Source organism: Nonomuraea sp. NPDC050691 (genome assembly GCF_040654455.1).
In the GTDB taxonomy this organism is placed as follows: Bacteria; Actinomycetota; Actinomycetes; order Streptosporangiales; family Streptosporangiaceae; genus Nonomuraea.
In genome coordinates this window covers 25206-37670 of sequence record NZ_JBFAIA010000073.1, presented here as the reverse complement: position 1 = coordinate 37670, position 12465 = coordinate 25206, and the positions used below count along the sequence as shown (strand labels likewise).

The window sequence follows — 12465 nt, the reverse complement described above, 5'->3', positions numbered from 1 at the left end:
TGTTGGCCGAGGCGCGCAGGGGGGCGAGCTGCCTGGCCAGGCCCTCGGCGCGCAGGTAGTCGAGCTGGTCGGCGTCGCCGAGCCGGGTCTTGGACGGACGCGCTGCCGGAGACCGGACCGGACGCGGCGGCCGAGGTCCCCGAGGGAGGCGAGCCGGACGCGGCGGCGGAGACGCGGGCGAGGCTGCGGGCCACCGCGTCGGCGTCGCCGCTCGCGTGGCCCGTGCCCAGCACCCTGGCGTACGGCCGGCCGGCGCGGGCGGCGCAGTGCTCGGCCGACTCGACGACGAACGCCACCGCCGCCGACCCGCGCACCGCCCCGGCGGACCCGGAGTCGTACGGCGACGGCACCGGAAGGTCGTCGGTGTCCAGGGCGGCCGTGCCGGGCGTCTCGTCGGCGGCGACCACGAGCACCACCTCGGCCTTGCCGGACCGGATGAGCTCCAGGGCGCAGTCCAGCGCGATGGAGGCCGAGGCGCCGCCGTTGCAGATCGTGGTGGTCGGCCCGCGCAGGCCGAGCGTCTGGCAGACGGCGCCGCCGGTGGCGTTGAGCACGACGTTGGAGAAGCTGAGCACGGCCGGCTTGTTGGGGTTGACCGCGATGCTCTCGTCGAAGCCGCCGGTGCTCTCGGCCGACCCGGCGCCGGTGGCGAAGATCAGCGCGACGTCGTCCAGGTCCTTGCGCGGCAGCTTGAGCCCGGCGTCCTCCCAGGCCAGCCGGGAGGCGGCGATGGCCAGGCGCGACAGGTGGTTCATGTGCCGCCACAGGGAGCGCGGCGCGAACGTCCGGCCCTCCAGCGACGGGGCCCGCCCGGCGCCGTGCCGGCCGGCCAGGACGGCCTCGGTCATCTCGGCGACGCCGGTGCCGGCCCCGGTGACGGGCCCGAGCCCGGTGATCACCGCTTCGCGGCGCGGCAGCTCCTCGTACGGGCGGGGCTCCCCGGGCCGGGTCAGCACCAGGGAGACGTTGTTGCCGCCGAAGGCGTAGTTGTTGGACACGACGGTGCCGATGGGCATCGGCCTGGCCGTGGTGGGCACGAAGTCCAGGTCGCCGGCCCGGCCCTGGCCGTCCTCGTCGAAGCCGATGGTCGGCGGGGCCGTCGCGTGCCGCAGCGCCAGCACGCTCGCCACCGCCTCGACGGCTCCGGCGGCGCCCAGCGTGTGGCCGACGAACGACTTGATGCTGCTGGTCGGCACCTGGCCGGCCCGCTCGCCGAAGACCAGGCGCATGACCTTGGCCTCCATGGCGTCGTTGGCGGGGGTGCCGGTGCCGTGCCCGCTGACGTACTGGACGTCGCGGGGCGTGAGTCCGGCGTCGGCGAGCGCCCGCCGGACGGCGCTGGCGCCGCCGCGTCCGGTGGGGTCGGGGGCGGTCGCGTGGTAGGCGTCGGCCGACAGGCCGTAGCCCGCGACCTCGGCGAGCGGGACCGCGCCCCGGGCGAGGGCCAGGTCCAGCGGCTCCAGCAGCAGGAACGCGGCGCCCTCGCCGAGGTTCAGGCCGTCGGAGTGGCTGTAGGGGCGGCACGGGCCGGTGCTGAGGGCCTGGAGCCCGGCGAAGCCCGCGTACGTGCCGAACAGCAGCGGGTCCACCCCGCCGGCGAGGACGGCGTCGGCCTCACCGGTGAGGATCTTGTCCTTGGCCAGGCCGACGGCGTTGCCTCCGGCGGCGCAGGCGGTGGACACCAGGATGCGCGGCCCGCGCAGGCCGAGCCGCTCGGCGACCACGTCCTGGGTGCGGTGCATCGGCTGGTACCGGCCGGCCGCGTCGGGCGTGGCCTGGCACTTGCCGAGGATGATCCCGAACCGCTCGGCCTCCACCTGGGAGGCCGTCAGGCCGGCCATCCCGATCGCCTGGCGGGCCGCGACGAGCGCGAGCCGGGCCGTGCGGTCGAGGGAGGTGTCGGAGCCGGGGAGCTGGCCGGCGATCCACTCGTCGGGCACCTGGCCCGCGTGCCGGGCCGTGAACACGGCGAACGCCTCGTCCTCGACCGGCGTGAGTCCGCCCTGACCTGTGGTGAGCCGCTGCCAGAACTCGGCTGGGTCGCGGCCGGCCGCGCAGATGATGCCCAGGCCGGTGACGACGACGGGCCGCAGCGCCATGTTTGTCTCCTTCTCGGCGCACCGGGCGATCAGATGATCGGGATGCTCCAGCTCTTGGGCACGATGTACGGGCTGGTCAGGGTGGTGACCTCGGTCCCGGCGACGGTCAGCTCCAGACCGGCGGCGGCCAGGTCCTGGTCCACCCGGGCGAGGCCGAGCGTGGCGCCGAGGCCGACGCTGTGGACGGCGTGGACGACCTCGCCGATGTCCTGGCCGTTCACCCAGACGCGGGTGCCGGGCGCGGGCACGCCCGCGCCGCCGGAGAAGCCGACGGTGCGCCGCCCTCCACCGGCCTCGAACGCCGCCAGCACCGCCTCGCGGCCGACGAACTCGTCCTTGGTGACGTCGACCAGCCAGTTGGCGCCGATCTCGACGACGGTGGCGCCCTCGGTGACCTCGTGGCGGGGGATCGGCTGGCGCACCTCCAGCATGGCCAGCTCCAGCGCCTCCTGCCCGGCGGCCTGGGCGTGCTCCAGGGACTGGCGCCACAGGTCGGCGGCGTGCTCGACGGGCACGATCATCTGGTAGCCGTACTCGCCGGTGAAGCCGGTCCTGGCGAAGACGATGTCGGCGCCGTTCCAGGTGGTGTCCACGACCGACTCGAACGGCAGCGACGCCAGCTCGGCGTCGATGAGCCGCCCGACGACGCCCCAGGCGTACGGGCCCTCGAGGCCGAGGACGGTGAGGTCGCCGGAGCGGTCGGTGATCTCGACGCCCTCGTCGTTGTTGGCGCGGAGGTGCGCGAGCAGGCGCGCGCCGGCGCCGCAGGAGCTCTCCAGCAGGATGCCGTCCTCGCGGCCGAAGGCGAGGACCTGGTCCACGACCTGGCCGCCGGCGTCGAGGAGGAGGGACATCATGCAGCGGTCGGACGTCAGGTACTCGACGTCGCGGGCGAGGACGCGCTGGGCGAAGGCCACGGCGTCGGGGCCGGTGATCTCGATGAGGCCGTGGCCGCCGAGGTCGAGGACCGCGGCGCGCTCCCGGAGCACCTTGTACTCCTCGTCCAGGGAGGAGAAGCGCAGCGGGACGGTGACGTCGCCCACCTGGCCGTAGACGGTCTCCTGGGGATGCGCGGACGCGAGGACGCTTGCCATGTTCACACCTTTCGCACGGGACGTTGACGGGACGGGTCGGCGATCGTCAGGTTTCCTTCGGCGGCGACCTGGCCGTCCACCCGGGCCGACACCCGGTACTCGGCGAAGCCGGCCCCGCCGCCGGTCCGCTCGGCCGTCAGCGTGAGCTGGTCGCCGGGGACGACGGGGCGGCGGAACCGCATCGACCTGACCCCGGCCAGGTAGCTGATCTCGCTGGCCCCGGCCAGGGCGAAGACCACGCCCGCGAGCTGGGCCAGCGCCTCGGTGATCACGATGCCGGGCAGGACGGCCTCGCCCGGGAAGTGGCCCTGGAACCACAGCTCGGTGCCGGAGACGTTCTTGACGGCCGTGCCCTTGACGCCGGGCTCGACCTTGCCGACCCGGTCGAGCAGCAGCATCGGCCAGCGGTGCGGCAGGACGGCGCGGACCTGGTCGTGGGTCAGCCCGTTGACCGTCTCCCCCGCCGGCGGCGCCTCGGCGAGCGTCATGCCGACGCCCGCAGCGCGGGGTTGACCTCTTCGGCCAGCCGCGACACCGAGCCGAAGACGGCCATCTCGCTGTCGTAGAGGGCGACGCCGAACTCGGCCTCGATGGCCACGTACAGCTCCAGCACGTCGAGGCTGTCGAGTTCGAGGCCGCGGCCGAACAGCGGCTGGTCGTCGGTGATCCAGTCGGGGTCGATCTCCAGGTCCAGCCGCGACACGATCATCTTCTTGATCTGGCTGCAGGTCTGCTGCCGCTCCGCGGCCCGCGCGCGCAGCTCGTCGATCGTCATCTGGTCCTCCTTGAACGGGGGGGGAAGGGGAGACGGCTCAGCCGAGGCCGCCGCCGTGGGCGACCACCACGGAGCCGGACATGTACGACGCCTTGTCGGAGGCGAGGAAGCTCACGATCGAGGCGATCTCCTCGGGGCGGCCCATCCGGCCGAGCATGATGCGCGACTCGTACTGCTTCTTGATCTCCGAGGGCACCTTGCGGGTCATGTCGGTGGCGACGAACCCGGGCGCCACGACGTTGGCCCGCACGCCGTGCGGCGCCGCCTCGTTGGACAGCGCGTGGGTGAAGGCGATGATCGCGCCCTTGGACGCCACGTAGTTGGTCTGGCCGGGGAAGCCCCCGTCGAGCCCGCTGGAGGACGACAGGGTCACGATCGCCCCGCGGCGCTGGTGCTGCATGAGCTTGAGCGCCTCGCGGCAGGCGAGGAACGTGCCGATGAGGTTGGTGTCGACCGGGGCGCGGAACTGGTCGAGGCTCATCGTGAGCAGGTAGCGGTCCAGGGTGATGCCGGCGCTCGTCACGAGGACGTCGAGCCGGCCGTGGTCGGATCGCACGCCGCGGAAGAGCCGCCGTACGGACTCCTCGTCCGTCACGTCGGCCTGCACGGCGCTCGCGCTGCCGCCCTCCTCCTCGATCAGGGACACGACGTCCTTGGCGTCGCTCCCGGAACGGGAGTAGTTGACCACGACGTGGGCGCCCTCACGGGCCAGGTCCAGCGCGACGGCCCGGCCGATGCCGCGTGAGCCGCCCGTCACCACGGCCACGGAGCCCTCTGCGAAAAGCATCATCCGTCTCCAGGAATTGAGACAATCGCGGATCGGCTTATCCGGATCTTCAATCAGTAAGCTACTAAGCCCTGACATCACGGCTGTATCACCCGGTTATCCGCGCATTGACCAGAACAATGGCGATGAATGACGCTGGCGCCATGAAAATCCTCGACGTGGAAGTGTTGATTGTCGGGGGCGGCCCGGTCGGCCTCTCCGCCGCCATCGAGCTCTCCCGGTACGGGACATCGACGCTGCTCGTCGAAAAACATGAGGGCACGTCAATTTTTCCGAAGGCCCGCCTCGTCACCACGAGGACGATGGAGATCTTCCGCGCCTGGGGGATCCAGGACGAGGTGGAGCGCGCCGGCATGCCGCGCGAGGAGTTCCTCGCGGTGGGCGTCGGCAGCTCGCTGACCGCGGACGACTTCGTCAGGTCGGCCGCCGCGCTGCGCCGGGACGCTCCCCAGAGTCCCACCTACATGTTCCTGTGCTCGCAGGACATCCTGGAGGTCATCCTGCGTCGCCGGGCCGAGTCGCGGCCGGGCACCGAGGTCAGGTACGGCGCGGCCATGACCGGATTCCGGGAGACGCCGGGCGGTGTCGAGGCGGTCGTGTCGGACGCGTCCGGCGAGACGCTCGTGCGCTGCGCGTACCTGGTGGCGGCGGACGGCAGCCGCAGCGGGATCCGCGAGGAGCTGGGCATCGCCACCGAGGGGCCGCCGCCGCTCGGCCACATGATCAGCATCATGTTCGAGGCCGACCTGAGCTTCCTGCCCCCCGAACGGCGGGCCGCGCTGTCCTTCCTCACCGACCCGCCGTGCGCGGTGGAGGCCGTCGACCACCGGCGGCGCTGGATGGTGCAGACCGGCTACGAGCCCGAGGAGGGCGGCGGCCCGGCCGACTTCACCGAGGAGGTCTGCCTGGCCGCCGTGCGCGGGGCCGTCGGAGTCCCGGACCTGCCGGTCACCGTCCTCGGCGTCATGCCCTGGCTGCAGCAGGCCATGGTGGCGGCCTCGTTCCGCTCGGGGCGGGTGTTCCTGGCGGGCGACGCCGCGCACGTGGCCACCCCGCAGGGCGGTTTCGGCATGAACTGCGGCATCCAGGACGCCCACAACCTCGCCTGGAAGCTCGCCGCCGTCCTGCGCGGCACCGCCGGCCCGGCCCTGCTCGACACGTACGAGCCCGAGCGCCGTCCCGTCGCCGCCCGTACCGTGGACGAGAGCCTGCACAACGCGTTCATCACCTTCCAGATGATGGAAGGGCGGCTGTCCATGCGGGAGGCCATCGAGCAGCAGGCCGGGCGGCGCAGCTCGGAGGGGCTGGTGCTGGGCTTCCCCTACGACTCGGCGGCCGTGGTTCCGGACGGGACGCCCGCCCCGGCGCCCGATGACCCCTACCGCACGTACGTGCCGACGGCCCGGCCGGGCCACCGGGCGCCGCACGTCTGGCTGTCGGGCCCGTCCGGCCCCGTCTCGACGCTCGACCTGCTCGGGCCGGGCTTCACGCTGCTGGCTGCGGCCGGCGCCGGCTGGCCGGGCGCGGCGGAGGAGGCGTCCGCGCGTATGGGCGTCCCGGTGGCGGCGGTGGAGATCGTCGCCACGGACGCCGCCGGCGGGCCCGGGAGCACGGAGCACGGCTCGTTCGCCTCTCCCACGTGGGCCAAGGAGTACGGACTGGAGGCCGGTGGGGCGGTGCTGGTGCGGCCGGACGGGCACGTCGGCTGGCGCCACGCCGACGGCCCCGCCTCCGCCGCCGCCCTGTCCGCCGCCCTCGCCACGATCCTGTCCCGCACCCCCTGACCCCCCTTCACCCGCGCCTGCACCCTCGTCACGGGACGGCGGCGCGCACTCAACGGGAGAACCGTCAGCCGTACCCGCTGCGGGCCGGGCGGCGGGACTGGAGCCGGGCCGCGCCCAGCCGCAGCGACAGGGGGCTCCCGCAGGAGGTGGCCACCAGCTCGGACACCGCCTGCGCCCCGACCGCCGTGTCCACCAGCAGGTCGGCCAGCTCCCGCGCCTCGGCCTCCGGCAGCGGCCGCAGGAACTCCCGGTGCGCGCCCTGCCGGGCCACCAGGTCGTCGAGGGGGTCGGTGCTGGTGATGACGACCCGGCAGCCGGCGCCTCCGGGCAGCAGGGCCCGCGCCTGTTCGCCGTCGCGGACGCCGTCCAGCACCACGAGCAGCCGCCGCCGCGCCGTGCAGCTCCGGTAGAGCGCGAGCTTCTCGGCCCGCCCGGCCGGGAGGTCCGCCCCGGCGACGCCCAGCGCCCGCAGGAAGCGGTCCAGCACCGCGTCCAGCCCGCCCCCGCCCCTCCCGTCCCCGCGAGCACCGTCCGACGTGGCCGGCCCGGCCACATGACCGCCGTCCTCCGCCGTGAGCTCGGCCATGTCGGCGTAGAGCTGGCCGTCGGGGAACCAGTCGATCCGGCTGTGCGCCCACCGCAGCGCCAGCGTGCTCTTGCCCACGCCGACCGGCCCGCTCAGGACCGTCACGGCCGGGACGGCGACCTCCGGGTCGGGGCGCAGGGCGGTGTTCATCGCCTCCAGCTCCGCCTCGCGCCCCACGAACGGGAGCACCTGCGGCGGGAGCTGGCACGGCACGACCTGCCCGGGCAGGCTCCGGTGGGCGGGGGGTCTCATCAGCGCGGACTCGTCCCGCAGGATCTGCTCGTGCAGCCGCCGCAGCGCCGGGCCCGGCTCCAGGCCGATCTGGTCCAGCAGGTAGCGGCGGGTCTCCTGGTAGGTGCGCAGCGCCTCGGCGCGGCGGCCGGCGCGGTACTGGGCCAGCATGAGCTGGGCGCGCACGCGTTCCCGGAACGGCGACTCGGCGACCAGGGCGAGCAGTTCGGGGATCACCTGGTGGTGCCGGCCGAGCTCGATCTCCAGCTCCAGGCACGTCTCCAGCGCCTCCAGCCGCGACTCGGCCATCCGGGCCACGTCGTAGCGCAGCCCCCGGAAGTCCTCGAACGGGTTGCCCTGCCACAGCGCGAGCGCCTCGCGCAGCACCTGGACGGCCTGCTCGCGCAGCCCGGCGGCGGCGTGGCCGCGCGCCTGCCCGACCAGCGCCTTGAACCTGACCCAGTCGATGCTGTCCGGGGCGGCCCGCAGCAGGTAGCCGGGGCTGGAGGTCTCGATCACCCCGGCGCCGAGGGTGCGGCGCAGCCGGGAGACGCAGATGGCGACCTGCCGCCAGGCGCTGCGCGGCGCCGACCCGGCCCAGACGGCCTCGATCAGGCGCTCGACGCTCATCACCCGGTTGGCGTTGAGCAGCAGGCAGGCCAGGATGGCCAGCTCCCGGTTGGCGCTCATGGGCAGCTCGGCGCCGTCCTTGAGCACCGTGAGCGGCCCCAGGACCCGGAACTCGAACGACGGTTGCCCCATCAGGCCATCACCTCCGTCAGGCGGCGTTCGAGCAGGTCGGCGGCTCGCGCGGTGCCGCCGGCCCGGCGGATGTCGCCCCGCATTGTCTGCGCGCGACGCCGTACGCGCTCGTCGCCCGCGACCGCGAGGACCGCCTCGACGAGCCGCTCGGGGGTGAGGGCGTCGGGGTCGAGGGCCCGGCCGAGGCCCAGCTCCTCGACGCGGCGCGCGGCCACCCGGTCGATCGGGGTGGCGGGGACGACCACCATGGGACAGCCCCAGTGCAGGGCCTCCATGGCGGTGCCCAGGCCGCCGTGGGTGACCGCGACCGTGGCGTGCCGCAGCACGCTAACGTGCGACACCCAGCGGCGCACCTCCATCGTGGGCGGCAGCGGCCCCAGGTAGCCGGGGTCCATGCCCGGGGGCAGGGTGACGACGCCGCGCCAGGGCAGCTCGGCGAAGGCCCGCACGCAGGTGCGGAACAGCTCGGGCCGGCCGGCGGCGACCGTGCCGAAGGTCAGCAGGGCGATCGGCAGCCCGTCGCCCGGCGGTTCCCAGCCGGACAGGAAGCCGCGCTCCCCCAGGCAGGGCCCGACGAACGCGAACCGCTCGTCGAAGGTGTCGCCGGCCGGCTGGAACGAGCGCGGCAGGCTGACCAGGCTGGACTCCTGGACCTCCCACCACAGCTCGGCCGGGTCGGCCTCGACGCCGTGGTCGGCCGTCAGGGCCCGGGTCCTGGCCAGCATGTCGTCCACCCAGGCGGGCATGCCGGGGTCGGCGTCGCCGCCGGCGTAGACGGACCCGAGGAAGGAGTAGTGCTCGTTGGAGGCGAAGATCGGGATGAGCTGCGTGGCCGGCACTCCGAGCTTGCGGGCCAGCACACGCCCGGCGTGCAGCACCGTCAGGTCGTAGACGACCAGGTCGGGGCGCAGGTCCGGGCGGCCGGCGAGGTGCCGGTCGGCCGCGTCGAGCATCGCGCGGCTCTCGTCGAGGAAGAGCGAGACGAGGGCCAGCGGGTCGCTCTCCAGCGCCCGCAGGTCGGCCCCCGCGTAGATCGAGTCATAGCAGAGCAGGCCGGCGCCCGTCTCCTCCACCAGCGGCGCCATGCCGCCCCCCGTGAGGTACGTGACCCTGTGCCCTCTGCGAACCAATTCGGCGACCACGGCGAGGCTCGGAATGACATGACCGTGGTCGGGCTGACACATGAAGAGATAATGCCGTGTCATGTGAATTCTCTCGGCTTGGTGCGCGTGAGGTCTTTCTCCATCGCCAAGCTAAATGACCCTCGGCGAACCGCGTCACCCCTAGCCGCCCCCTCATCCGGACCCCTTTTCTAGGGGTTCCTCCGGCCCGGAGGGCGCTGTTTATCCTGGGCCGGACCCTGGGAGAAGGAGAGCCGATGCCCACGCGCGTCTGGGATTATCTGCCGGAATACGCATCCGAACGTGACGACATCATGGACGCGGTCGAGACCGTGTTCCGCTCGGGCCAGCTCGTCCTCGGCGAGAGCGTGCGCCGCTTCGAGGAGGAGTTCGCCGCCCGCCACGGCGTGCGCCACTGCGTGGGGGTGGACAACGGCACCAACGCCGTCAAGCTGGGCCTGCAGGCGCTCGGGGTGGGGCCCGGCGACGAGGTGGTGACGGTGTCCAACACCGCCGCGCCGACCGTGGTAGCCATCGACGCCGTGGGCGCGACGCCGGTCTTCGTGGACGTCGATCCGGCCACGTACCTGATGGACGTGGCGGCCGTGGAGGCCGCGGTCACGCCGCGTACGCGCTGCCTGCTGCCGGTCCACCTGTACGGCCAGTGCGTGGACATGGCCCCGCTCGAACGGCTGGCGGAGGAGCGCGGCCTGGCGATCCTGGAGGACTGCGCGCAGGCGCACGGCGCGCTGCACCACGGCCGGCCGGCCGGGTCGATGGGCCGGGCGGCGGCCTTCTCCTTCTACCCGACGAAGGTGCTCGGCGCGTACGGCGACGGCGGGGCGACGATCACCTCGGACGACGAGGTGGACGCGAACCTGCGGCGGCTGCGCTACTACGGCATGGAACGCACCTACTACGTCGTGGAGACGCCGGGCCACAACGCGCGGCTGGACGAGGTGCAGGCGGAGATCCTGCGCCGCAAGCTGACCCGCCTCGACCGCTACGTCGAGGACCGCCGGGCCGTGGCCGCCCGCTACGAGGAGGGCCTGGGCGACACCGATCTCGTGCTCCCGGTCACCGCCCCGGGCAACACGCACGTCCACTACGTGTACGTGGTCCGCCACCCGCGCCGCGACGAGATCATCGAGGCGCTCCGGGCGTACGACATCCACCTCAACGTCAGCTATCCGTGGCCGGTGCACACCATGTCGGGCTTCGCCCACCTCGGGTACGGGCCGGGCAGCCTGCCGGTGACCGAGGAGCTGGCCGGGCAGATCTTCTCGCTGCCGATGTACCCGTCGCTGCCGCGGGGCGTCCAGGACAAGGTCGTCGACGCCCTGCGCGAGGTCCTGCGGCACTGACGCCACCGGGCCCGGTCAGCGGGTGTGTTCCGGGAGCAGCCCCCGCGCCGCCGCCTCGGCGAGCGTGGGGGCCTGCCTGTCGCGCTCGGACAGCACCACCGGCCCGAGCCCGGCCGGCAGGCGCAGCCCGATCTCCTCGTCGAAGACCGACAGGGTCAGCTCGTGCTCCTTGCGGTACTCGCGCGACAGCAGGTAGCAGACCACCGAGCCGTCCTCCAGCGCCGCGAACGCGTGGCCCACCCCGGGCGGGATGTAGACGGCGCGGGCGGTGTCGGCGGCCAGCTCGACCGCCTCCCACCGGGCGAACGTGGGCGAGCCGACGCGCAGGTCCACCAGCATGTCGAGGACCCGGCCCGCCGGGCAGTAGACGTACTTTGCGGTGCCGGGCGGCACGAGCGTGTAGTGGATTCCGCGCACGACGCCGCGCCGCGACACGTTGCGGCTGACCTGCGCGACGGGGAACAGCGGGCGGCCGACGGCGGCGGCGAAGGCGTGCTCCTGGTACGGCGAGGCGAAGTCGCCCCGCTCGTCGCGGAACACCTCGGGGGCGAACTCGACCGCCCCCTCCACCGCCAGCCGCCGATGCCTCATGACCTCGCCCGTCAGGTTCTTCATCGGTCCCGGACCAGCCGGACCTCGGGCACGTAGAGGATCCAGGTGCCGCCCGCCTCGCGGAACGCCTCCTCCTTGGCCATGATCTCCTCGGCGTGGTTCCAGGCGAACAGCAGCGCGTAGTCGGGGTAGGGGTCGGCGAACGCCTCGGGGCCGCGCACGGGGATGTGCGAGCCGGGCGTGAGCCTGCCCTGCTTGGCGGGGGTGGTGTCGGACACGAACGTGACGAGGTCCGGGCCGATGCCGCAGTAGTTGAGCACGGTGGCGCTCTTGGCCGTGGCGCCGTAGCCGTACACGCGGGCGCCCTCGTCGCGCAGGCGGGTGAGCAGGGCCACCAGCTCGTCGCGGCCGCGCGCCACGCGGCCGGCGAAGGCGCGCAGCGTGGCCAGGTCGCTGACGCCGGCGGCGTCCTCGGCGGCGAGCAGCTCGGCCACGGCCGGTGACGGCGTCCGCGCCCCCTGCCGGGCGAGGGTGTAGCGGACCTCGCCGCCGTGGACGGGCAGCCGTTCGACGTCGACCAGCTCGAACCCGTGCCGCCGGGCCATGCCGCGCACCGAGCGGGCGGAGAAGAAGTAGAAGTGCTCGTCGTAGATCTGGTCGTAGGAGGCGCGCTCGACGATGTCGCCGAGGTAGGGGTCCTCGAAGACGAACACGCCGTCCGGCCGCAGCAGCGTGCCGACCCCGCTGAGGATGGAGTCCATGTACGGGATGTGGCACAAGGTGTTGGCCGCGTAGACGACGTCGGCGGGCCCGTCCTCGTCGCGGATGGCGGCGGCCGTGGCGGCCTCGAAGAAGTCCTTGCGCACCCGCACGCCCTTGGCCGCGGCGAGGTCGGCGACCCCGCCCGACGGCTCGACGCCGAGGTGCCGGACCCCGGCCTCGGCCACGCGCTGGAGCATGGTGCCGTCGTTGCAGCCCAGCTCGACGATGAACGGGTCGTGACCTGCCAGCTCGGTGGAGAGGAACCGCTCGGCGAGGCTCCAGAAGTGTTCGCGCATCACGGCCGAGCCGGACGACAGGTACGGGTAGCCCTCGTGGAACATGCGCTCGCGGGGCACCTCTTCGAGGAGCTGCACCATGGAGCAGCTCTCGCAGACGCCCACGGCCAGGCGGAAGAAGTACTCCTCGGCCGTGTCACCGGGGGTGACGAAGGCGTCCGAGACCGGCTGGCTCCCGAAGTCGGCGAACTGGTGGAGACGGCCCGAACAGATCCGGCACGCCATGCGTTCCTCCTCAGCTTGCGGCCGGCC

At 73.5% G+C, this 12465-nt stretch carries 11 protein-coding genes; 2 read left to right on the top strand and 9 right to left on the bottom strand.

Annotated elements, in window-relative coordinates:
* The 5 genes from AB0H81_RS24745 to fabG all read right to left on the bottom strand — a co-directional run.
* Positions 1-2099 (bottom strand): beta-ketoacyl-[acyl-carrier-protein] synthase family protein (locus tag AB0H81_RS24745; protein WP_358378899.1); only part of this gene is annotated, 2099 nt, incomplete at its 3' end.
* Between the two features lie 29 nt (positions 2100-2128).
* On the bottom strand, positions 2129-3193 hold the full coding sequence (locus AB0H81_RS24740) for a glycine cleavage T C-terminal barrel domain-containing protein (RefSeq protein WP_358378896.1): 1065 nt from the start codon (positions 3191-3193) through the stop codon (positions 2129-2131).
* A gap of 2 nt (positions 3194-3195) precedes the next feature.
* A complete protein-coding gene (fabZ, locus tag AB0H81_RS24735) occupies positions 3196-3681 on the bottom strand; it encodes a 3-hydroxyacyl-ACP dehydratase FabZ (protein ID WP_358378893.1) in 486 nt (161 codons plus the stop codon).
* A complete protein-coding gene (locus AB0H81_RS24730) occupies positions 3678-3968 on the bottom strand; it encodes a phosphopantetheine-binding protein (RefSeq protein ID WP_175601782.1) in 291 nt (96 codons plus the stop codon). The genes fabZ and AB0H81_RS24730 overlap by 4 nt, the downstream gene beginning before the upstream one ends.
* Before the next feature lie 37 nt (positions 3969-4005).
* Positions 4006-4758: a 3-oxoacyl-ACP reductase FabG gene (gene fabG / locus AB0H81_RS24725; RefSeq protein ID WP_358378890.1), complete on the bottom strand. Its 753-nt coding sequence runs from the start codon at positions 4756-4758 to the stop codon at positions 4006-4008.
* Positions 4759-4913: 155 nt separating this feature from the next.
* Here fabG and AB0H81_RS24720 point away from each other — a divergent pair, with 155 nt between their 5' ends.
* Positions 4914-6539 carry an FAD-dependent monooxygenase gene (locus AB0H81_RS24720; RefSeq protein WP_358378887.1) on the top strand — a complete coding sequence of 542 codons (1626 nt, stop codon included), beginning with the start codon at positions 4914-4916 and terminating at the stop codon, positions 6537-6539.
* Positions 6540-6603: 64 nt separating this feature from the next.
* Here the strand turns inward: AB0H81_RS24720 and AB0H81_RS24715 are convergent, their stop codons facing one another.
* On the bottom strand, positions 6604-8118 hold the full coding sequence (locus tag AB0H81_RS24715; RefSeq protein WP_358378884.1) for a BTAD domain-containing putative transcriptional regulator: 1515 nt from the start codon (positions 8116-8118) through the stop codon (positions 6604-6606).
* Entirely contained in the window at positions 8118-9302 is a 1185-nt protein-coding gene (locus tag AB0H81_RS24710; RefSeq protein WP_358378881.1) for a macrolide family glycosyltransferase, read from the bottom strand. Before AB0H81_RS24710 ends, AB0H81_RS24715 begins: the two co-directional genes overlap by 1 nt.
* 194 nt (positions 9303-9496) lie before the next feature.
* Here AB0H81_RS24710 and AB0H81_RS24705 point away from each other — a divergent pair, with 194 nt between their 5' ends.
* Positions 9497-10603 (top strand): DegT/DnrJ/EryC1/StrS family aminotransferase, encoded by a 1107-nt coding sequence (locus tag AB0H81_RS24705; RefSeq protein WP_358378878.1) that lies wholly within the window; start codon positions 9497-9499, stop codon positions 10601-10603.
* A 15-nt stretch (positions 10604-10618) separates the two neighbouring features.
* On the opposite strand, the gene AB0H81_RS24700 is transcribed toward AB0H81_RS24705, so the two are convergent.
* The gene (locus tag AB0H81_RS24700) at positions 10619-11218 is read right to left on the bottom strand and encodes a dTDP-4-dehydrorhamnose 3,5-epimerase family protein (protein WP_358378875.1); all 600 of its coding nucleotides are present in this window, start codon (positions 11216-11218) and stop codon (positions 10619-10621) included.
* The gene (locus AB0H81_RS24695; RefSeq protein WP_358378872.1) at positions 11215-12438 is read right to left on the bottom strand and encodes a class I SAM-dependent methyltransferase; all 1224 of its coding nucleotides are present in this window, start codon (positions 12436-12438) and stop codon (positions 11215-11217) included. Before AB0H81_RS24695 ends, AB0H81_RS24700 begins: the two co-directional genes overlap by 4 nt.
* Positions 12439-12465: the final 27 nt, after the last annotated feature.